This window comes from Microbacterium testaceum (assembly GCF_020781835.1).
Classification (GTDB): domain Bacteria; phylum Actinomycetota; class Actinomycetes; order Actinomycetales; family Microbacteriaceae; genus Microbacterium; species Microbacterium testaceum_H.
This window is the reverse complement of sequence record NZ_JAJGNJ010000004.1, coordinates 1-21,579: the sequence shown is the minus strand read 5'-3', so window position 1 is coordinate 21,579 and position 21,579 is coordinate 1. Positions and strand designations below refer to the sequence as shown.

At 69.5% G+C, this 21,579-nt stretch carries 18 protein-coding genes and 1 tRNA gene; 14 read left to right on the top strand and 5 right to left on the bottom strand.

Annotated features, from left to right (window positions below):
• Nucleotides 1-15 precede the first annotated feature (15 nt).
• The 5 genes from gltB to LL239_RS07160 all read left to right on the top strand — a co-directional run bounded on the left by gltB (nucleotide 16) and on the right by LL239_RS07160 (nucleotide 8,456).
• The gene (gene gltB / locus LL239_RS07180; RefSeq protein ID WP_228162777.1) at nucleotides 16-4,593 is read left to right on the top strand and encodes a glutamate synthase large subunit; all 4,578 of its coding nucleotides are present in this window, start codon (nucleotides 16-18) and stop codon (nucleotides 4,591-4,593) included.
• A complete protein-coding gene (locus tag LL239_RS07175) occupies nucleotides 4,586-6,052 on the top strand; it encodes a glutamate synthase subunit beta (RefSeq protein ID WP_228162776.1) in 1,467 nt (488 codons plus the stop codon). Before gltB ends, LL239_RS07175 begins: the two co-directional genes overlap by 8 nt.
• Nucleotides 6,053-6,107: 55 nt before the next feature.
• Complete coding sequence (gene pyk, locus LL239_RS07170) at nucleotides 6,108-7,553, top strand: pyruvate kinase (protein ID WP_228162775.1); 1,446 nt, start codon at nucleotides 6,108-6,110, stop codon at nucleotides 7,551-7,553.
• Nucleotides 7,554-7,628: 75 nt separating this feature from the next.
• A tRNA-Leu gene (locus LL239_RS07165) sits at nucleotides 7,629-7,711 on the top strand.
• Nucleotides 7,712-7,835: 124 nt separating this feature from the next.
• Nucleotides 7,836-8,456 (top strand): ANTAR domain-containing response regulator, encoded by a 621-nt coding sequence (locus tag LL239_RS07160; RefSeq protein ID WP_022877510.1) that lies wholly within the window; start codon nucleotides 7,836-7,838, stop codon nucleotides 8,454-8,456.
• Between the two features lie 63 nt (nucleotides 8,457-8,519).
• Here the strand turns inward: LL239_RS07160 and LL239_RS07155 are convergent, their stop codons facing one another.
• On the bottom strand, nucleotides 8,520-8,951 hold the full coding sequence (locus LL239_RS07155) for a hotdog fold thioesterase (protein WP_228162774.1): 432 nt from the start codon (nucleotides 8,949-8,951) through the stop codon (nucleotides 8,520-8,522).
• Between the two features lie 59 nt (nucleotides 8,952-9,010).
• Here LL239_RS07155 and polA point away from each other — a divergent pair, with 59 nt between their 5' ends.
• From polA to LL239_RS07130, 5 genes are all read left to right on the top strand, one after another.
• A complete protein-coding gene (gene polA, locus LL239_RS07150; protein WP_228162773.1) occupies nucleotides 9,011-11,650 on the top strand; it encodes a DNA polymerase I in 2,640 nt (879 codons plus the stop codon).
• 60 nt (nucleotides 11,651-11,710) lie between these two features.
• On the top strand, nucleotides 11,711-13,387 hold the full coding sequence (locus LL239_RS07145) for a DUF885 domain-containing protein (RefSeq protein WP_228162772.1): 1,677 nt from the start codon (nucleotides 11,711-11,713) through the stop codon (nucleotides 13,385-13,387).
• A 94-nt stretch (nucleotides 13,388-13,481) separates the two neighbouring features.
• A complete protein-coding gene (locus tag LL239_RS07140; RefSeq protein WP_228162771.1) occupies nucleotides 13,482-14,540 on the top strand; it encodes an LLM class flavin-dependent oxidoreductase in 1,059 nt (352 codons plus the stop codon).
• Nucleotides 14,537-15,877 (top strand): MFS transporter, encoded by a 1,341-nt coding sequence (locus tag LL239_RS07135; protein WP_228162770.1) that lies wholly within the window; start codon nucleotides 14,537-14,539, stop codon nucleotides 15,875-15,877. Before LL239_RS07140 ends, LL239_RS07135 begins: the two co-directional genes overlap by 4 nt.
• A gap of 132 nt (nucleotides 15,878-16,009) precedes the next feature.
• Nucleotides 16,010-16,777: an SGNH/GDSL hydrolase family protein gene (locus tag LL239_RS07130; RefSeq protein ID WP_228162769.1), complete on the top strand. Its 768-nt coding sequence runs from the start codon at nucleotides 16,010-16,012 to the stop codon at nucleotides 16,775-16,777.
• A gap of 42 nt (nucleotides 16,778-16,819) precedes the next feature.
• On the opposite strand, the gene LL239_RS07125 is transcribed toward LL239_RS07130, so the two are convergent.
• Genes LL239_RS07125 through LL239_RS07115 form a run of 3 tightly spaced genes read right to left on the bottom strand, consistent with a single transcriptional unit; the run spans nucleotide 16,820 to nucleotide 18,613 of the window.
• Nucleotides 16,820-17,584, bottom strand: a complete 765-nt coding sequence (locus LL239_RS07125; protein WP_228162768.1) for a peptidase M56 family protein — start codon at nucleotides 17,582-17,584, stop codon at nucleotides 16,820-16,822.
• Entirely contained in the window at nucleotides 17,581-18,141 is a 561-nt protein-coding gene (locus LL239_RS07120) for an RNA polymerase sigma factor (RefSeq protein ID WP_228162767.1), read from the bottom strand. The genes LL239_RS07125 and LL239_RS07120 overlap by 4 nt, the downstream gene beginning before the upstream one ends.
• 58 nt (nucleotides 18,142-18,199) lie before the next feature.
• Entirely contained in the window at nucleotides 18,200-18,613 is a 414-nt protein-coding gene (locus tag LL239_RS07115) for a hypothetical protein (RefSeq protein ID WP_228162766.1), read from the bottom strand.
• A 78-nt stretch (nucleotides 18,614-18,691) separates the two neighbouring features.
• Here LL239_RS07115 and LL239_RS07110 point away from each other — a divergent pair, with 78 nt between their 5' ends.
• Both LL239_RS07110 and LL239_RS07105 read left to right on the top strand, forming a co-directional pair.
• Nucleotides 18,692-19,264, top strand: coding sequence for an ArsR family transcriptional regulator (locus tag LL239_RS07110; protein ID WP_228162765.1), 573 nt, complete (start codon nucleotides 18,692-18,694; stop codon nucleotides 19,262-19,264).
• A gap of 14 nt (nucleotides 19,265-19,278) precedes the next feature.
• Nucleotides 19,279-19,680 carry an arsenate reductase ArsC gene (locus tag LL239_RS07105; RefSeq protein ID WP_228162764.1) on the top strand — a complete coding sequence of 134 codons (402 nt, stop codon included), beginning with the start codon at nucleotides 19,279-19,281 and terminating at the stop codon, nucleotides 19,678-19,680.
• A 66-nt stretch (nucleotides 19,681-19,746) separates the two neighbouring features.
• On the opposite strand, the gene LL239_RS07100 is transcribed toward LL239_RS07105, so the two are convergent.
• Nucleotides 19,747-20,058: a hypothetical protein gene (locus LL239_RS07100; RefSeq protein ID WP_228162763.1), complete on the bottom strand. Its 312-nt coding sequence runs from the start codon at nucleotides 20,056-20,058 to the stop codon at nucleotides 19,747-19,749.
• 306 nt (nucleotides 20,059-20,364) lie between these two features.
• On the opposite strand from LL239_RS07100, the gene LL239_RS07095 reads away from it, so the two are divergent.
• Nucleotides 20,365-21,282, top strand: a complete 918-nt coding sequence (locus LL239_RS07095; protein WP_228162762.1) for an AEC family transporter — start codon at nucleotides 20,365-20,367, stop codon at nucleotides 21,280-21,282.
• 78 nt (nucleotides 21,283-21,360) lie between these two features.
• Entirely contained in the window at nucleotides 21,361-21,552 is a 192-nt protein-coding gene (locus LL239_RS07090) for a hypothetical protein (protein WP_228162761.1), read from the top strand.
• Nucleotides 21,553-21,579: the final 27 nt, after the last annotated feature.

Sequence of the window (21,579 nt, the reverse complement as noted above, 5' to 3'; positions counted from 1 at the left end):
GTGAGGACGGTTGGTATGGCTTCGAGCTCCCGTTCCGGCGCCGTCGGCGGCGCTTTCCCCGCCCGGCAGGGCATGTACGACCCGGCGTTCGAGAAGGACGCCTGCGGCCTCGCCATGGTCGCGACGCTCCGTGGCGAGCCCGGGCACGACATCATCGACCTGGCGCTGACCGCGCTGCGCAACCTCGAGCACCGCGGCGCCATCGGGTCGGACGCCGGTACGGGCGATGGCGCGGGCATCCTCACGCAGATGCCCGACGCGTTCCTCCGCGCGGTCGTCGACTTCGACCTGCCGCCGGTGGGGGAGTACGCCGCCGGTCTCGTCTTCCTGCCGCTCGGCCACGACGAGCGCGCCGCGCAGAAGGCGGGGATCGAACAGATCGCCCGTGCCGAGAACCTCGAGGTCCTCGGCTGGCGCGAGGTGCCGACCGAGCCCGAGAACCTCGGAAAGCTCGCCTTCGACGCTCGTCCCGCGTTCGAGCAGCTGTTCGTCTCCCACCCCGCCGTCGGCGACCAGCCGGCCCTCTCCGGCATCGCGCTCGACCGGCGCGTGTACCGGCTGCGCAAGCGCGCGCGCCACGAGCTCGACGCGTACTTCGTGTCGCTGTCCAGCCGCACCCTCGGCTACAAGGGCATGGTCACCACGCTGCAGCTCGAGCCCTTCTACCCCGACCTGCAGGACGAGCGCTTCGCCTCCGAGCTGGCCGTCGTGCACTCCCGGTACTCCACCAACACGTTCCCCTCGTGGCCGCTCGCGCAGCCGCTGCGCATGCTCGCGCACAACGGCGAGATCAACACCGTCAAGGGCAACCGCAACTGGATGCGCGCGCGGCAGTCGCAGCTCGAGTCCGAGCTCATCGGCGACGTGCGCCCGCTGCTGCCCATCTGCACCGAGGGCGCGAGCGACTCGGCATCCTTCGACGAGGTGCTGGAGCTGCTGACCCTCACCGGTCGCAGCCTGCCCCACGCGATCATGATGATGGTGCCCGAGGCCTACGAGAAGCAGGCCACGATCGACCCCGACCTGCGCGCGTTCTACGACTACCACTCCATGCAGATGGAGCCGTGGGACGGCCCCGCGGCCCTCATCTTCACCGACGGCACGCTCGTGGGGGCGACGCTGGACCGCAACGGTCTGCGCCCCGGTCGCTGGACCGAGACGACCGACGGTCTGGTCGTCATCGGGTCCGAGACGGGTGTCCTGGACTTCGCGCCCGAGCGCATCAAGCGCCGCGGCCGCCTGCAGCCCGGGCGCATGTTCCTCGTCGACACCGCCCAGCGCCGCATCGTCGAGGACGAGGAGATCAAGACGCAGCTCGCCACGCTCGAGCCGTGGCAGGAGTGGCTGGATGCCGGCCGCGTGCGCCTGTCGGAGCTACCCGAGCGCGAGCACATCGTGCACCCGATCGCCTCCATCACGCGCCGCCAGCGCACCTTCGGGTACACCGAGGAAGAGGTGCGACTGCTCCTGACCCCCATGGGCCAGAACGGTGCCGAGCCGCTCGGCGCGATGGGCAGCGACGCACCCGTCGCGGTCCTCAGCGACCGTCCGCGGCTGCTGTTCGACTACTTCACGCAGCAGTTCGCGCAGGTCACGAACCCGCCGCTGGACTCCATCCGCGAAGAGGTCGTCACCTCGCTGTCTCTGGGGCTCGGTCCCGAGCGCAACCTCCTGGACTGGGGTCCGGAGCACACCCGCACCGTGACGCTCGACTTCCCCGTGATCGACAACGACGAGCTCGCCAAGATCCAGCACATCGACACCGCCCTGCCCGGGCGTTCGTCGGTGACGATCCGCGGTCTCTACCGCGTCGAGGCGGGGCACAAGGGCCTGCAGAAGCGCCTCACGCAGATGTGCAACGAGGTCGACCACGCCATCGAGGACGGCGCGGAGTTCATCGTGCTCAGCGACCGCGACTCGAACAAGGACCTCGCGCCGATCCCGTCGCTGCTCATGCTCGCGGCGGTGCACCACCACCTCATCCGCAAGGAGACCCGCATGAAGGTCGGCCTCGTGGTCGAGGCCGGCGACGTGCGCGAGGTGCACCACGTGGCGACCCTGATCGGTTACGGCGCCTCCGCGGTCAACCCGTACCTGGCCATGGAGACGGTCGAGTACCTCGTGCGCGCCGGCTTCATCACGGGCGTCACGCCCGAGAAGGCCGTGAAGAACCTGATCTACGCGCTCGGCAAGGGTGTGCTGAAGATCATGTCCAAGATGGGCATCTCGACCGTGTCGTCCTACGCGGGTGCGCAGGTGTTCGAGGCGGTCGGACTCTCGCGGGAGTTCGTGGATGCCTACTTCACCGGCACCGAGACCAAGCTCGGCGGCGTGGGGCTCGACGTCATCGCGGCCGAGAACGCCGCGCGCCACGAGTACGCCTACCCCGAGGACGCGGCGGCCCGCGCGCACGAGCGCCTGTGGACCGGCGGGGAGTACCAGTGGCGCCGCGACGGCGCGCCCCACCTGTTCAACCCCGACACGGTGTTCCGCCTGCAGCACGCCACACGCGAGCGTCGGTACGACATCTTCCGCGAGTACACCAAGCTCATCGACGACCAGGCGCAGGAGCTGAAGACGCTGCGCGGCCTGTTCTCGCTGCGCACCGGCCAGCGTCCGCCCGTGCCGCTCGACGAGGTCGAGCCGGTCTCGGCGATCGTGAAACGGTTCTCGACGGGTGCGATGAGCTACGGCTCGATCTCGCAGGAGGCGCACGAGGTCCTCGCGATCGCGATGAACCGCATCGGTGGCAAGTCCAACACCGGTGAGGGCGGCGAGGACGTCGACCGACTGCTCGACCCCGAGCGCCGCAGCGCCATCAAGCAGGTGGCATCCGGTCGGTTCGGTGTCACGAGCCTGTACCTCACCGAGGCCGACGACATCCAGATCAAGCTCGCCCAGGGTGCCAAGCCCGGCGAGGGCGGTCAGCTGCCGCCGACGAAGGTGTACCCGTGGGTCGCGCGCACGCGTCATGCGACGGCCGGCGTCGGGCTCATCTCGCCGCCGCCGCACCACGACATCTACTCGATCGAAGACCTCAAGCAGCTCATCTTCGACCTCAAGCGCGCCAACCCCTCGGCCCGCATCCACACCAAGCTCGTCAGCCAGTCGGGCATCGGTGCGGTCGCGGCGGGTGTGGCCAAGGCCCTGAGCGACGTCATCCTCGTCTCCGGACAGGACGGCGGAACGGGCGCGAGCCCGATGAACTCGCTCAAGCACGCCGGCACGCCGTGGGAGCTGGGCCTGGCCGAGACGCAGCAGACGCTCATGCTCAACGGCATGCGCGACCGCGTCGTGGTGCAGGTCGACGGTCAGATGAAGACCGGTCGCGACGTCATCATCGGCGCGCTGCTCGGTGCCGAGGAGTTCGGTTTCGCCACTGCGCCGCTGGTGGTGTCGGGCTGCATCATGATGCGCGTCTGCCACCTCGACACCTGCCCCGTCGGCGTCGCGACGCAGAACCCCGTGCTGCGCCAGCGGTTCACCGGCAAGGCCGAGTACGTCGTGAACTTCATGGAGTTCATCGCGCAGGAGGTCCGCGAGTACCTCGCCGCACTCGGCTACCGCTCCATCGACGAGATCGTCGGCCGTTCCGAGCTTCTCGACGTCAACGGCGCCGTGGAGCACTGGAAGGCGCGCGGACTCAACCTCGCGCCGATCCTGGAGGGCCCGCGCTTCGCCGAGGACGAGCCGCGTCGCCACGCCCGGAACCAGAACCACGAGCTGGACGAGCACTTCGACGTGCAGCTCATCGAACGCGCGCAGGACGTCGTCGCCCACGGCGGCCAGATCACGATCGAGCTCCCCGTGCGCAACACCGCGCGCGCGGTCGGCACGATGCTCGGCCACCACGTCACGAAGGCGCACGGCGAGCACGGACTGCCGGACGGCTCGATCGACGTGCGGCTCACCGGATCGGCGGGGCAGTCCTTCGGCGCGTTCATGCCGTCCGGCATCACGCTGCGCCTCGAGGGCGACTCGAACGACTACGTCGGCAAGGGACTTTCGGGAGGCAAGATCGTCGTCCGGCCGCCGCGGGGGTCGACGTTCGAGGCGTCCGAGAACGTCATCGCCGGAAACGTCATCGGCTACGGCGCGACGCAGGGGCAGATGTTCCTCAACGGCGTCGTGGGCGAGCGCTTCCTCGTCCGCAACTCCGGCGCGACCGCGGTCGTCGAGGGCGTGGGCGACCACGCGCTGGAGTACATGACCGGCGGTCTCGCCGTCATCCTGGGCGCGACCGGACGCAACCTCGGCGCCGGCATGTCCGGCGGACAGGCGTACGTCTACAAGCTCGACACCGACCTGGTGAACCGTGAGGCCGTGGCATCCGGTGAACTCGAACTCGGCCCCCTCGGATCGGGGGATGCCGAGATCCTGCGCGACCTGCTCGAGAAGCACGTCGCCGAGACCGACTCCACGCTGGCCCGTCGTCTGCTCGCAGACTTCGACGCCGAGGTGGAGAACTTCGTCCGGGTGCTGCCGCGCGACTACGCCGCGGTCCTGCAGACCCGCCAGGACGCCGTGGCCGAGGGGCTCGACCCCGACGGCGACGTCGTCTGGACGCGCATCTTGGAGGTGACGGGTGGCTGACCCGAAAGGCTTTCTGAAGACCACGCAGCGGGAGCTCCCGCCGCGTCGTCCCGTCCCCGTGCGGATCATGGACTGGAAAGAGGTGTACGAGCCCGGCGACCCGGCCGTCGTGCGTCGTCAGGCCGGTCGCTGCATGGACTGCGGCATCCCGTTCTGCCACAAGGGCTGCCCGCTGGGGAATCTCATCCCGGAGTGGAACGACCTCATGTGGCGCGGCGAAGGCCGCGCGGCGATCGAGCGCCTGCACGCGACGAACAACTTCCCGGAGTTCACGGGCCGCCTGTGCCCCGCCCCCTGTGAGAGCTCGTGCGTGCTGGGCATCAACCAGCCCGCCGTGACGATCAAGCAGGTCGAGGTCTCGATCATCGACGAAGCGTTCTCGAACGGTTGGGTCGAGCCCGAGCCGCCGGAGCGCCTCACCGGCAAGACGGTCGCCGTCGTCGGGTCCGGCCCCGCCGGACTCGCCGCCGCGCAGCAGTTGACGCGCGCCGGGCACACGGTCGCCGTCTACGAGCGCGACGACCGCATCGGCGGACTGCTGCGCTACGGCATCCCGGACTTCAAGATGGAGAAGCGCCACCTCGAGCTGCGGCTGCGCCAGATGCAGGCCGAGGGCACGCGCTTCCGCGCCGGCGTCGAGATCGGCACCGACATCTCGTGGAGCGACCTGCGCGCGCGGTACGACGCCGTCGTGGTCGCGACCGGCTCGACCCTTCCGCGCGACCTGGCCATCCCCGGCCGTGACCTCGACGGCGTGCACTTCGCCATGGAGTACCTCGTCGAGAGCAACAAGGCCGTCGCGGGCGACCAGGTACCGCAGCAGATCACGGCGCACGGCAAGCACGTCGTGGTCATCGGCGGCGGCGACACCGGTGCCGACTGCATCGGCACGGCCCACCGGCAGGGGGCGCTGAGCGTCACCAACCTCGCCATCGGCAAGCAGCCGCCGGCCGAGCGTCCGATGGACCAGCCGTGGCCGATGATGCCGAACCTGTTCGAGGTCGCCTCGGCGCACGAGGAGGGCGGTGAGCGCACCTACCTGGCGTCGACCGTGGAGTTCCTCGGCAACGAGGCGGGGGAGGTGCGTGCCCTGCGCGTCGCCGAGACCGAGTACGTCGACGGACGTCGTGTGCCCAAGAGCGGAACGGAGCGCGAGATCCCGGCCGACCTCGTGCTCATCGCGATGGGCTTCACCGGTCCCGAGCGCGAGCACCTCGAACAGCAGCTCGGCGCCCAGTTCACCTCACGCGGCAACGTCGAGCGCGACGCCACCTACGCCACGACCGCGCCGGGCGTGTTCGTCGCCGGTGACGCCGGGCGCGGCCAGTCGCTCATCGTGTGGGCGATCGCGGAGGGCCGGGCCGCGGCGGCGGAGGTCGACACGTTCCTCATGGGAGAGACGGTGCTGCCGGCGCCTGTCCGCCCCACCGATGTCGCCATCGGCCTCTTGCCCGCCTAAGCTGGCAAGGGCCGATCGGCCACTTCCCGAATATCCTGACGGAGCTTGAAAACGGATGAGACGCGCCAAGATCGTCGCAACCCTCGGCCCCGCCACGTCGTCGTATGAGATGGTTCGCGCCATCATCGACGCCGGGGTGGACGTCGCCCGACTGAACCTGAGCCACGGAGACTACTCCGTGCACGACGCCAACTTCGCCAACGTGCGCAAGGCGGCAGAGGACGCGGGCCGCCCCGTGGCCGCCCTCGTCGACCTCCAGGGTCCGAAGATCCGTCTCGGCAAGTTCGAGAACGGCCCGCACGAGCTCGCCCCCGGCGACATCTTCAAGATCACGATCGAAGACATCCTCGGCACGAAGGAGATCGTCGGCACGACGTTCAAGGGTCTGCCGCAGGATGTGCGCCCCGGCGACTTCCTGCTCATCGACGACGGCAAGGTCCGCGTCCGCGTGGTCGAGACCGACGGCGTCGTCGTGACGACCGAGGTCGTCGTCGGCGGTCCGGTGTCCAACAACAAGGGCATCAACCTGCCCGGCGTCGCCGTCAACGTCCCCGCGCTGAGCGAGAAGGACGAAGCCGATCTGCGCTGGGGCCTCCGCGCCGGCGCAGACCTCATCGCGCTGTCGTTCGTGCGCGATGCCAAGGACATCGAGCGCGTGCACGAGATCATGGGCGAAGAGGGCCGGTACATCCCGGTCATCGCCAAGATCGAGAAGCCGCAGGCGGTCGACAACCTCGAGGAGATCATCGACGCGTTCGACGGCATCATGGTCGCCCGCGGCGACCTGGGTGTCGAGCTGCCGCTGGAGGCCGTGCCGATCGTGCAGAAGCGCGCGGTGGAACTCTGCCGCCGGATGGCCAAGCCGGTCATCGTCGCCACCCAGATGCTCGAATCGATGATCGAGAACCCGGTGCCCACGCGCGCCGAGACCAGTGACGTCGCCAACGCGGTGCTCGACGGTGCCGACGCCGTCATGCTCTCGGGCGAGACGAGCGTCGGGGCGTACCCGGTCGTCGTCGTCGAGACCATGGCCCGCATCGTCCAGTCCACCGAGGAGCACGGCCTGGAGCGCATCGCGCCTCTGACGAACAAGCCGCGCACCCAGGGCGGCGCCATCACGCTCGCCGCGGTCGAGGTCGCCGACTTCGTCGATGCGAAGTACCTGTGCGTCTTCACCGAATCCGGTGACTCGGCCCGCCGCATGTCGCGTCTGCGCTCCACGATCCCGATGATCGCGTTCACGCCCGAGCCCGGCATCCGCCGCCGTCTGGCGCTGACCTGGGGCGTGCGCTCGACCCTCGTCGAGCACGTGTCCCACACCGACAAGATGTTCCTGCAGGTGGACGACTACCTCCTGTCCAACGACCTGGCGAAGGTCGGCGACAAGGTCGTGGTCATCTCGGGTTCCCCTCCCGGGATCGCCGGTTCCACCAACGACCTGCGCGTGCACCGTGTGGGCGACGCCGTGCACGGCGCGGCTCCGGGCTACATGGACAACTGACCCCTCGGCGACGCGCGCCGGCGCTGTCGGCGCGCGTCGTCGTTCCCGCCGGGTAGGTTGGGGAACGCAGCACCGGCCGGTGTGGCGGAATGGCAGACGCGGGGCACTCAAAATGCTCTGTCCGCAAGGGCGTGTGGGTTCGAGTCCCACCACCGGCACGATGACGGGTCGGCTCCCGCGATGGAGTCGACCCGATATCCTTTTCCCCCGCGGAGCCGACGGCACCGCATACCGAGGTCGCCGCATGGCTGACCCTCGCAACCACAGTCATAGGATGGAACCGTGACAGATCACGAAGCCGCGCCGGTGAGCGCGCCCACCGCCCCCCGCCGTGTCGTCGTGGCGGAAGACGAGTCGCTCATCCGCCTCGACATCGTCGAGATCCTCCGCGACAACGGCTTCGACGTCGTCGGCGAGGCCGGCGACGGTGAGACCGCCGTCCAGCTGGCGACCGAGCTGCGTCCCGACCTGGTCATCATGGACGTGAAGATGCCGCAGCTCGACGGCATCAGCGCCGCCGAGAAGCTCAGCAAGAACCACATCGCCCCGGTGGTTCTCCTCACGGCGTTCAGCCAGAAGGAGCTCGTGGAGCGCGCGAGCGAGGCCGGTGCGCTCGCCTACGTCGTGAAGCCGTTCACGCCCAACGACCTGCTGCCGGCGATCGAGATCGCCCTGGCCCGCTACGAGCAGATCATCACGCTCGAGGCCGAGGTCGCCGACATGGTCGAGCGCTTCGAGACGCGCAAGCTCGTCGACCGCGCCAAGGGCCTGCTGAACGAGAAGATGGGCCTGTCCGAGCCCGAGGCCTTCCGGTGGATCCAGAAGGCGTCGATGGACCGCCGCCTCACGATGCAGGATGTGGCGAAGGCCATCATCGAGCAGCTCGCCCCCAAGAAGGGCTGACCCCACCCGTTTCCGAGAACGAATGGATGCCACCGCGGTGGCATCCATTCTTTTTGTGCGGCCTCAGGAGGCCGGGGCGTCCTTGATCAGGTTGGTGATGCGGATCGTCGAGCAGCGCCGGCCCTGCTCGTCGGACACCGCGATCTCGTGGACGGTGAGCGAGCGCCCCAGGTGGATCGGCGTGCACACGCCCGTCACGATGCCCGAGGTAGCCGAACGGGTGTGGGTGGCATTGATGTCGATGCCCACCGCGAGTCGGCCGGCGCCGGCATAGAGGTTCGCCGCCATCGAGCCGAGCGACTCGCCGAGCACGACGTAAGCGCCGCCGTGCAGCAGACCGACCGGCTGCGTGTTGCCCTCCACGGGCATGGTGGCGACGCTGCGCTCGACCGAGAACTCGACCCACTCGATGCCCATCTTCTCGGCGAGGGCGCCCATTCCGCGCTGCTTCGCCCAGTCCAGTCCGGATGTGGTGTCGGGTGTCGTGGAGGTCATCGTCGCCTTCGAGAAGCCGGGGCCGGGGGAGTGTCCGTGGTTCTCGTTACGCTGGACGAGTGACGGATGCCGAAAAGCCTACTCTCCTCGTCGTCGACGGCCACTCGCTGGCCTACCGGGCGTTCTACGCCCTGCCCGTCGACAACTTCTCCACGAAGGACGGGCAGCACACCAACGGCATCTACGGCTTCCTGTCGATGTTCGTCAACCTCGTCAAGGCCGAGAAGCCGACGCACCTCGCCGTGGCGTTCGACACGTCGCGGCAGTCGTTCCGCACGAAGGAGTACAGCGAGTACAAGGCCAACCGCAGCGAGTCCCCGGTCGAGTTCAAAGGACAGATTCCGCTCCTGCAGGACTGCCTGCGCGCCCTGAACGTTCCCGTGCTGACGAAGGAAGAGGTCGAGGCGGACGACATCCTCGCCACGCTCGCCACCGAGGCCGCAGCCGAGGGCTTCTCGGTCCTGGTGTGCTCGGGTGACCGCGACACGATCCAGCTCGTCACCGACGACATCACGCTGCTGTACCCCAACGTGCAGGGGGTCTCGCAGCTCAAGCGCTACGACACCGACGCGGTCGTGGAGAAGTACGGACTGCCGCCGGCACAGTACCCCGAGATCGCCGCCCTCGTCGGCGAGACGAGCGACAACCTCCCCGGCGTCCCGAAGGTCGGCGAGAAGACCGCGGTGAAGTGGCTGACGCAATGGGGCTCGCTCGAGGCGCTGCTGGAGAACGCCGACAAGGTGACCGGCGTCGTGGGCAACAACCTGCGCGAGCACCTCGACGACGTCAAGCGCAACCGCGCGCTGAACCGTCTGCTCCGTGACGTCGAGCTGCCGGTGGGTCCGGCCGACCTGGGTGTGCAGCCCATCGACACGCAGGCCGTGCGCGACATCTTCGCCCGTCTCGAGTTCCGCACGCTCCTGCCGCGCGTGTTCGATGCCTTCGGTGCCGATCCCTCGGCGGCAGCCGAAGAGACCAAACCCGCCGCCGCCGCACCCACCGCGGCGGTCCTCGATGCCGACGGTCTCGCCGCATGGGCGAGGTCGGCATCCGGCACCGTCGGTGTGACCGTCACGCTTCTCGGTCACACCCCCACGCGGATCGGCCTGGCCAGCGCCGATGCCGCGGCCGAGGCCGAGTGGACGGATGCCGTGCGCGATGCCCTCGCCGAGTGGCTGGCATCCGACGCGCCGAAGGCGTTCGCCGGTGCGAAGCCGCAGCTGAAGGCGCTGGCCAACGCGGGCATCGAGGTCGGCGGGATCGCTGACGACGTGATCCTCGCCGGTTGGCTCGTGCGCCCGAGCTTCCCCGACAAGACTCTCGCCGACCTCGTCGACCGCTACCTCGGGGAGAAGCTGCCCGAGGCCGACCCCACGCAGCTCGTCCCCGAGACGGAGGGGGCCACTCCGGGTCAGCTGTCCTGGTACGTGCGACGTGTCTCCGAGGCCCAGCGCGCGGAGCTGCCCGAGCGCGTCGCCGGAGTGCTCGACGACATCGAACTCCCGACCCTCGGGGCCCTGGCCGGCATGGAGCTCGCGGGGGTCGCCGTCTCGCACGACAAGCTCGCGCGGTTCTCCGGCGAGCTCGCAGAGCGTGCCGACGCGCTCGCGCAGCAGGCGTACGCCTCCATCGGCCACGAGGTGAACCTCGGCTCACCCAAGCAGCTGCAAGAGGTTCTGTTCGACGAGCTGCAGCTGCCGAAGACGCGCAAGACCAAGAGCGGATACACCACGGATGCCGCTGCCCTCGCCGACCTGCAGGAGAACGCGCACCATCCCTTCCTCGACCTGCTGCTGCGTCACCGCGAGGCGACCAAGCTCAAGCAGATCATCGATGCGTTGGACGCCGCGATCGGCGCCGACGGACGCATCCACACCACCTACGTGCAGACCGGCAGCCAGACCGGGCGCCTCTCGAGCACCGACCCGAACCTGCAGAACATCCCGATCCGCACCGAGGAGAGCCGTCGCATCCGGGCCGCCTTCGAGGTCGGCGAGGGCTACGAGACGCTTCTGACGGCCGACTACTCCCAGATCGAGATGCGCATCATGGCGCACCTGTCGGGCGACCCCGGCCTCATCGAGGCGTTCAACTCCGGCGAGGATCTGCACCGCTTCGTCGGCTCCCGCGTGTTCGGCGTCGAGCCGTCCGAGGTGACGCCCGCGATGCGCACCAAGGTCAAGGCGATGTCGTACGGCCTCGTGTACGGCCTGTCGGCGTTCGGACTGTCGAAGCAGCTGCGCATCGAGCAGTCCGAGGCGAAGCAGCTCATGCTGGAGTACTTCGCCCGCTTCGGGGCGGTGCGCGACTATCTGCGCGGTTCGGTCGAACAGGCACGGCAGGACGGGTACACCGAGACCATCTTCGGACGCCGGCGGCCGTTCCCCGACCTCACGAGCATGAACCGGGTGCTGCGCGAGAACGCCGAGCGCGCAGCGCTGAACGCCCCGATCCAGGGCAGCGCCGCCGACATCATGAAGATCGCGCTGTTCCGTATCCGTGACGAGCTCGCGTCCGCCGGTCTGCGCTCGCGCGTGCTGCTGCAGATCCACGACGAACTCGTCGTCGAGGTCGCCGCGGGGGAGTGGGACGCGGTCGAGGGCATCGTGCGCGCACGGATGGCGGACGCCGCCGACCTCTCGGTGCCGCTGGACGTGCAGATCGGCCGCGGGGGCGACTGGGACGAAGCGGGACACTGACGCCCGGGTCCGACCCGTCACCGGGTGGTCACGCCCCCGGGCCTTCCCTAGGCTCGACGTATGACTGATGCACAACGCACCCCCACGCCGATCGACCGGATCGCGGACGCGTGGGTGGACACCCTGGCGGAGCGCGTGCCCACGCTGGCCACTTACATCGGACGCTCGGAATACAACGACCGCTTCGGCGACTACAGCCCCGAGGGCGCGAACGAACTCGCCGACCAGGCGCGGGCGACGAAGGCCGCACTCGAGAACGCCACGCCCGTCGATGCGGTCGACGAGGTCACGAAGATGGACCTCGGTCGCGAACTCGACCTGCACCTGGAACTCCACGCCGCGCAGACGCATCTGCGCGACGTCAACGTCATCGCGTCGCCCGCGCAGGACCTTCGCCAGGCGTTCGACCTCATGCCGACCGCGACGGTCGAGGACTGGGCCACGATCGCGACCCGTCTGAAGGCGCTGCCCGGCGCGATCGACGGCTACATCGCGACGCTGCGCGAGGGGATCTCGCGCGGAGTCGTCCCCGCACGGCGTCAGGTCACCGAGGTCGCCACGCAGATCGCGCGCTACACCGCCGACACCGGGTTCTTCGCGCAGTTCGTGGGCGAGGCCGCACCGGAGGAGGGGCAGCTGCCCGCCTCGCTCGCCCGTGACCTGGACCAGAACGCCGGCGCCGCCCGCGTCGCCTACGACGCCCTGGCATCCTTCCTCTCCTCCGAGCTCGCTTCGGCCGCGGGGGAGACGGACGGGGTCGGCCGGGAGCTGTACGCGTTGCACTCGCGGCAGTTCCTCGGCGCGACGGTCGACCTCGACGAGACGTACGAGTGGGGCGTGGAAGAACTCGCCCGCATGGTGGCCGAGCAGGAGGCGATCGCGAACGAGATCCTCCCCGGCGCGAGCGTCGAGGAGGCCGTCGCCTTCCTCGAGAAGGACGAGTCCCGCAAGCTCCACGGCACGGCGGCCCTGCAGGAGTGGATGCAGCGCACGAGCGACCGCGCCGTCGAGGAGCTGGGACGGACCCATTTCGACATCGCCGAACCGATTCGGCGCCTGGAGTGCATGATCGCCCCGACGAAGGAGGGCGGGATCTACTACACCGGCCCGACCGACGACTTCTCGCGCCCCGGACGGATGTGGTGGTCGGTGCCCGAGGGCGTGGAGAGCTTCGACACGTGGCGCGAACTGACCACGGTGTACCACGAGGGCGTTCCCGGTCACCACCTGCAGATCGCGCAGGCGGTCTACAACCGCGGCGAACTGAACTCGTGGCGCCGCCTGCTGGCGGGCACCAGCGGCCACGCGGAGGGCTGGGCGCTGTACGCCGAGCGCCTCATGGAGCAACTCGGCTATCTCGACGACCCCGCCGACCGACTCGGGATGCTCGACGGGCAGCGGATGCGCGCGGCGCGCGTGGTCCTCGACATCGGCGTGCACCTGGGCAAGCCGCGGCTCGACGGCGAGGGCGTCTGGGATCACGACTACGCCCTCGCCTTCATGCTCCGCAACGTCAACATGCCCGAGGAGTTCGTCCGCTTCGAGGTCAACCGGTACCTCGGCTGGCCCGGCCAGGCGCCGTCGTACAAGGTCGGCCAGCGCATGTGGGAGCAGGTGCGCGACGAGGCCCGCGAGCGCGCGGGGGCGGACTTCTCGATGAAGTCGTTCCACACTCAGGCGCTGGACATCGGGGGCGTCGGGCTCGACACGTTGCGTGCGGCTCTGGCATCCGCGTGATCGGGATCGGGGCGTCGTCGTGCGGTGGCGCCCCGATTCTCGGGAATACCGCCGGGGGGCATAAAGTTCATTCATCCGAATGCAAGGAGACGCCATGAACGATCGCCCACTCGAGCTCGGCCTCGACACTTTCGGAGACATCTCCCGCGGCTCGGACGGGAGTCTGCAGTCCGACGCGCAGACCATCCGCAACGTCGTCGAGCAGGCGGTGCTCGCCGATCAGGTCGGCCTGTCGTTCTTCGGCGTGGGGGAGCACCACCGCAAGGACTTCGCCGTCACGAGCCCCGAGATCGTCTTGGCGGCCGCTGCGGCGCGCACGTCGAGCATCCACCTCGGCACGTCGGTCACGGTGCTGTCGTCGGACGATCCGGTCCGCGTGTACGAGCGGTTCGCGACGCTGGACGCCGTCTCCCACGGCCGCGCCGAGGTGATTCTGGGGCGCGGGTCGTTCATCGAGTCGTTCCCGCTGTTCGGCTACGACCTGCGCGACTACGAGCAGCTGTTCGAGGAGAAGGTCGAGCTGTTCTCGCTCCTCCTCGATGAGAAGCCCGTGACGTGGTCCGGCCGTACCCGCGCCGGGCTCCAGGACGCCGACGTGTATCCGAAGACCGAGAACGGTCTGAAGGCCTGGGTCGGGGTCGGCGGATCGCCCGAATCCGTGGTGCGCGCCGCGCGCTACGGCTACGGCCTGGTGCTCGCGATCATCGGCGGGTCATCGGCCCGGTTCCGACCCTTCGCCGACCTGTACCGCCGCTCGCTGGAGGAGTTCGACAAGCCGCAGATGCCCATCTCGGTGCACTCGCCCGGTCACGTCGCCGAGACCGACCAGCAGGCCTGGGATGAGGCGTACGAGGGCGTCGCCGAACTGAACAACACGATCGGCCGCGAGCGCGGGTGGCCCGAGTACAACCGTCTGCGGTTCCAGCACGACGTCGGACCCGAGGGCGCGATGTACATCGGTTCGCCCGAGACGGTCGCGCGCAAGATCGTCGCGACCGTCCAGGCCCTGGGCAACACCCGCTTCCAGATGAAGTTCGCCAGCGGCTCGATCTCGCACGATCGGCTCATGTCGAGCATCGAGCTGTACGGCACGCGCGTCCTCCCTCTCGTGCACGAGATGCTCGCCGAGACCGAGACGGCCGGCATCCGGTGACCACCTCGACCGACGTCGCCCGCATCGCCGACCGCCTCGACGCCCTGCCGTTCACCCGCCGCCACGCCCGCGTGCTGGGCGGGTCGGGACTGGGTTGGGCCTTGGATGCCATGGATGTCGGGCTCATCTCGTTCGTCATCGCGGCGCTTTCCGCGCAGTGGCAGCTCGCCCCGACCGAGGCGTCGTGGATCGCGTCCGCGGGATTCGCCGGCATGGCGATCGGTGCAAGCCTCGGCGGCCTGCTCGCGGACCGCTTCGGTCGGCGCCACGTCTTCGCCCTGACGCTGCTGGTGTACGGTCTGGCCACCGGCGCGAGTGCGCTCGTGGGCGGACTCGCGGCACTGCTCGTCCTGCGGTTCGTCGTCGGACTGGGGCTCGGGGCCGAGCTGCCGGTCGCCTCGACCTACGTCAGCGAGTTCGCCCCCGCGCGCATGCGCGGACGCCTGATCGTGTTCCTCGAGGCGTTCTGGGCGATCGGCTGGACCGCCGCGGCGGTCATCGGCTACCTCGTCGTACCGGCGTCGGCGGACGGCTGGCGGTGGGCGTTCGCGCTCGGCGCGGTCCCTGCGGTGTACGCGCTCATCGTGCGATGGGGACTCCCGGAGTCGCCGCGGTGGCTCGCGAGCCGGGGGAGGGATGCCGAGGCCTCGGCCGTCGTGCGCGACTTCGAGGCTGCGGCGGGGCGGGTGTCGTTCTCGCCCGTCCCGGCCGAGGTCGGCGGGGAGCCGCGCGCGACGCGCGCCCGGGTGAGCGCTCTGTGGGCCGCGCCCCTGCGGGCACGCACGTCGGCCTTGTGGGTGTTGTGGTTCTGCGTGAACTTCTCCTATTACGGAGCCTTCATCTGGATCCCGACGATCCTCGTGTCGCAGGGCTACGACCTCGTCCGATCGTTCGGTTTCACCCTCGTGATCACTCTGGCTCAGCTGCCGGGCTATGCCGTCGCGGCGTGGCTCATCGAGGCGTGGGGCCGCCGGGCGACGCTCGCGACGTTCCTGGCCGGTTCCGCCGTCGCCGCGGTGTTCTTCGGGACCGCCTCGGGCGAGGTCGCCGTCATCGCGGCGGGTATGGCGCTGTCGTTCTTCAACCTCGGCGCCTGGGGTGCTCTGTACGCGGCGACCCCCGAGACGTATCCCACGCCGCTGCGAGCCACCGGGTCGGGGTGGGCGGCCGGTGTGGGCCGCATCGCGTCCATCCTCGCGCCGCTGAGCGTTCCGCCGCTGCTGGGCCTCGGGGGCGCGCCGCTGCTGTTCGTGGTGTTCGCGGCGTTCTTCGCTGTCGCGGTGGTCGCCGCTCTGACCCTGCGCGAGCAGCGCGGCCGAGCGCTCGACGAGGACTGACCCGCGTCCGCAGCACGCGGGGTTTCTGGGCGCATTCTTCCCTCTGGAGCGCGGTAATCCACGCCCCGAAACGAAGATCGCGCCCCGAACCCGATCGAGGGCCGTGGCGTGGACCCGGCGTAGGCTGGCCCGATGGCATCCGTGCGGTACGTCGCCATCGGCGACTCGTTCACCGAAGGCGTCGGCGACGAACTGCCCGACGGCACCGTCCGCGGCTGGGCCGACCTCGCGGCGCAGGGATGGGCGGATGCCATCCGCGAGCCGATCCAGTACGCGAACCTCGCCATCCGCGGCAAACTCGTCCAGCCGATCGTCGATGAGCAGCTAGAGCCCGCGCTCGCCCTGAAGCCCACACACCTGTCGTTCAACGGCGGAGGCAACGACATGCTGCGTCCGCGGACCGGCATCGAGCGGATCGTCGACGTCTTCGACCACGTGGTGCGCCGGTGCGACGAGGAGGGCGTGCAGCTCATCGTGCTCTCGGGCGCGAACCCGTCGGCAGGCCTGCCGTTCGGCCGCGTCGTCCACGGGCGCGGCGACCGCCTGTCGCACGCCGTCGAGGAGCGCCTGCGCTCACGCCCCGACGTGATCACGGCGTACAACTGGTTCGACCGCGAGCTCGCCGGACCCGAGTTCTGGTCGGTCGACCGGCTGCACATGAACGCCCGCGGGCACCACCGGGTCGCCGCCCGCGTTCTGGAGGCCGTCGGTGCGACGGCGCCGGAGGAGTGGTGGAAGCTACCGGAGATTTCCGAGATCCAGCGCCTGAAGGGCACCGCGTACTACCGCGAGCATGTCGCGCCGTGGGTACGTCGGCGCCTCACCGGGACGTCGTCGGGGGACGGCCGCGCCGCGAAGTTCGGCGGCGGCTGGGTAGAGCTCACGCCGCGCGGAGGCTGACGTTCTGCGCGCTTGCGCCCGGAGTGGCTTGAGGCGCGACGTTCAACGCGCGGCGCCGCCGTCGCCGACGACGAAGTCGCCGAGCACCGTGCGCCCGTCCGACGCGTAGACCGGGATGGATACCGATCTCCCGGCACGCTTCTCCTGCCACGCCAGAGCCTCTGCGGGAGAGTGGAACGAGCGCGCCGCCTTCGTCCCGTCGGCATCCTGGAGCTCCGTGCGTCGCACATACCCTTCACGTCCGTTCGTCGCGACGACGGCGATGAGATCGGGGGACTCCCCGCCGACGATCGAACCGAACGTCTCCCCGTCGCCGTTGGTGCCCAGTGGGAGGATCTCGCGTGAGACGTACCTTCCTGTCAGCGTCCACCGGGTGCCGGAGTCGGCGACGACCTCGAGACGCGTCGGGTCGACGGCATCCAGCGCTGCGGTCCACGAGGCCACACCGTCGCCCGACTCGTGGCACACCATCGACCCGCTGCCGGGAAGACCCACCGTGCCGGGGTCCAGGCACCGCAGTGTCAGCGCGACGCCGGTGGCGCCAGCCGGCGGAGGGCCGAGATCGAGCGCGTCGGTACCGACTCCCTCGAGGGTCTGCTCCGCGCCTAGGGGGGTGTCCTGCGGTGCGCCCGGGAGCGAAAGGACACCGGATGCCACCGCCGCGGATGCACCGCCGGCCACGAGCGCGACGACAACACCGGCGACCCACGGCGCGCGGAGTCGCCGTTGACGGGAATCGCGGACGCCGGCCACCAGGCGTTCCCGCAGTGCGGCGGAGAAAGCGGGGGAGAGGGTGGGAGTCGTCATGACATCTCCGTGAGGTAGTCGGCGCGGGTCGTGTGCCCCAGGTCGTCCTGCAGCGTGGCCCGGATGCGATGCAGACGGACGCGGGCGGCGCCGGGGCTCAGACCCACGAGGGGCGCAGCCTCACGGATCTCGAGGTCGGCGAGGGCGACCAGCGCGAGCAGTCGAGCATCGCGCGGACGGAGACGGGAGATCGAGGCGACCAGCGTCCTATCCATCGGATCCGGTGGAGCGTCAGCTTCTCCTGGTTCCCGCGGCAGTGCATCCAGGACGGCGTGGTGTCGTCGGCGGGAGCGGGCAAGATTCCGCGCGCAGTTCGTGGCGGTCAGCAGCAGCCACGGGAGGACGGAATCATCGACCAGGCGAACCGCCCGGCGCCGACGCCAAAGCTCCAGGAATGCCGCCGCCAGAGTGTCCTCGGCGTCCGCGGCGTGCTGCACAAGACGGTAGGCGTGCCGGAACACCCGGTCGCGGTGCCTGTCGAACAGCGCGCCGAACGCGTCGCCGTCTCCGGCGAGCGCGTCGCGCCACAGGTCGGCGTCGGTCTCGAGGGTCCCCATGTCCTGTGATGTCCGGTCGGCGTGGGCGCGTTACACAGCGAGTGCGAGCCGACAGAGATCAGTCGAGCACGACGGGCTGCAGGGAGATGGGGCCGGGACAGGGACCGGGACTGTCGCGCGTGAAGGGGATCTCGCGCCACTCGTCGCGGACGGTCGCGCCCGTGGCATCCCGGATCACGATTCGGACCCCCGCGTCGGGATCTACTCCGTCCACGCTCTGCGCCGAGTAGGGTGGCGCATCCGGAACCCTCCACACCCCGGACTCGGCGGGAGAGATCGTGGTCGGCTTGCACTGCTTACCGAGGCAGGCAGCGAGGGAACCATCGCCCACGAGCGCCGGATCGATCTCGACCACCACCGGTCCCGGCGTGACGTACATGATGGCTGGGCAGGCGAACCCGGGCGGAACGCATCCGACGAGTGTCGCGCACACCGCGATGACGGCGGCGGCGGCGATCGGTCGCGGCGGCATGCCCTCGAAGCTACCGGACCCGCACTCGTCACGCGCACGGACTTGCGCAGTCGATCTATCTCAATGATCATTGAGGTAATGGACGCGCCAACGCTCGATGCCCGCGCCGCACGGCCCTCCGCGCGGGCGGACCCCGCGCGCCTGCGCGGCATCGACACGCTCGCGCTGGGGGACCGGTCGCTGGGGGAGCAGCTCAGCGTCGCATCCGATCTTCGCGCTCATCACCCGCGTGCGCGCGAAGACTTCGGCCTGATCGAACGTCGCTGGTCCGAAGAAGACAAACGCCGCAGCTACGTCCGCCTCGTGGCAACCGCCTTGCCTGGCGAAGCGCAGGCTGCCCCGATCCGCGCAACGCGTGTCATCGGCGGAACATTGCGCTCCGACCGGGTTGCCGCGGGGGCCATCACGGTCGCGGCCTCCCAGGGACTCGACCTGCCCGGAGCCGCCCCCAAGACCCCGGAACAGGTGGCGGGCACCGACGACCTGCGGATCACCGTGTGCGATCGCGCGCGCGAGTCGCCGGCATCCACCGATCTGCACCGGTCGATCCCCGACCCCGTCCGCGTCGGCAGTGCCGCTGCGTTCGCCGCCGCCTTCGATGACATCTCTCACCCTATCGACGCCCTGCCGCCACACGCGCGCGCAGCCTGAACCCCGAGGAACCCATGTCACGTCCCACTGTTCTGTTCGTCTGCGTCCACAACGCGGGTCGATCGCAGATGGCCGCGGGCTATCTGCAGCATCTCGCGGGCGACCGCATCGACGTGCTGTCGGCCGGCTCCGAGCCCAAAGACCAGATCAACCCCGTCGCGATCGAGGTGATGGCTGAGGAGGGTATCGACATCGCGGGCAACACCCCCAAGATCCTCACGGTGGAGGCCGTCCGCGAATCCGACGTCGTCATCACGATGGGGTGCGGCGACGCGTGCCCGATCTTCCCCGGCAAGCGGTACGAGGACTGGCAGCTCGACGACCCGGCCGGGCAGGATGCCACGGCGGTCCGGCGCATCCGGGACGACATCCGCGGCCGCGTGGAGGCGCTGATCGGCGAGCTCGCGGGGGAGTGAGGCCCGCGGACGTCGTCATCGCGCGGGGCGAGATCGTGGACTGAGCAGTCCGGGACGGACGACGCCTCAGAGCCGTGAGATCAGGAGCAGCCCCACGACGATCTCGAGGAGCACCCCGACGGCAAGCAGGCAAGGGAGCATCGGTCGGGACGTGGTGGCGCCGAGCCCGAGTGCGATGAAACCCATGATTCCGCAGACCACCGACGAGAACCAGAAGACGACCATCGGCAGGATCACCACCATGCTCGATGCGCCCGAAACGGTGGCGTTGAGGCCGAACGTCCACAGCAGGATGAACGTCAGGGCGGCGAGCGAGATCGTGGACAGCACGATCGACGCCGTGCGACGGCGGTCGCGCACGAGTCGGGGGGAACTCATCGCCACAGCCTAGCGACGGCGCACCACTCTGATGGCCTGCGCCCATCGCGACACACCGGTGGCCTGCCGGCACCTCCGTCGGCGGGGAGCGGCATCGCCCTAAAAACTGACATAATGTGCATTATCGGCGTTACTCGAACTCGGGGGTCGCTTTCCTCACGGCGGTCCCGCGGTGCTCGATGAACGGGTTCTCGGAGGGAACGACGTACGGGGTGAGGTCACCAACCGCTCCGACCGGGCTAGGCTCGCCTCAATGGAATCGCGACGTCGCACCCGCGGCGCGCGGGTGTGCCCCGGGGCCGTGGCATGAGTGGCATCCTGACCGGATTCGCGGTCATCGGGCTCGCCGTGGTCGTCGGCTACATCATCGCCCGCATCGACCTGCTCGGCCCGCATGCCCGACCGGTGCTGAGCCGCCTGACGTTCTTCGTCCTGTCGCCGTTCCTGCTGTTCGTCGTCTTGGCCCGCGCCGACGTCAAGACGCTGTTCTCCGCGCTGCTGCCGGTGTCGATGATCACCGCGGCCGTCATCATCCTCGGCTACGCCCTGGTCTCGTGGCTCGTGCTGCGTCGCCGCACGGCCGAGACGGTGATCGGCGCCCTCTCGGCCGGCCAGGTCAACAGCAACAACATCGGGATCCCGATCTCGCTGTACATGCTCGGCAACGCGGCGTACTCCGCACCCGTCATCTTGTTCCAGTTGCTCGTCCTCATGCCGATCGCCCTGGCGATCCTGGATACCGCGACCTCGGGCTCGCGCTCACCGCGGCGCATCCTCACCCAGACGGTCAAGAACCCGATGCTCATCGGGTCGGCCCTGGGCGTGCTCGTGGCCGTCCTCGACATCGACCTGCCGGCGATCGTCATGGACCCGCTGGCATTCTTCGCCGCGGCGTGCGTGCCGATCCTGCTCATGTCCTACGGCATGTCGTTGTACGGGCAGCGCGTGCTGACCGAGCCCGGCCGCCGCATCGACGTCGTGATCGCCTCGGTGCTGAAACTCCTGGTCATGCCCGCGATCGCATGGGCCGTCGCTGCGGCGTTCAGCCTGCCCTCCGACCAGGTCTTCGTCGTCGTGGTGCTGGCAGCGCTGCCCACCGCCCAGAATGTGTTCAACTTCGCGCAGCGCTATGGCGTGGGCGAGATCCTGGCGCGCGACGTCGTGTTCATCTCCACCGTCGGGTGCCTTCCGGTGCTCTTCGGAGTCGCCCTCGTCCTGGGCTGACACCGCTCCCCCAAGACGTTCACCGCAGGGTCTAAGGTAAGCCTCGAAGCTCCCAGCATTCACACAGGAAGGCTCGCCATGTCCACCTCCACCTCGTCCAGTTCGCCCGCGGTGCGGGCCGTGCGCACCGCCCTGGCCGTCAGCGGTGCGATCTCGCTCATCGTGGGTCTGCTCATCCTGCTGTGGCCGGGACGTACCGCCGAGGTGGCCGTCGGCATCACGGAAAGTGTCAAGGCGGGTGAGACAGATTCCGTCAGGCGGTCTGTATGAGGGCCTCCTGTGAGGGCTGGTTGATCC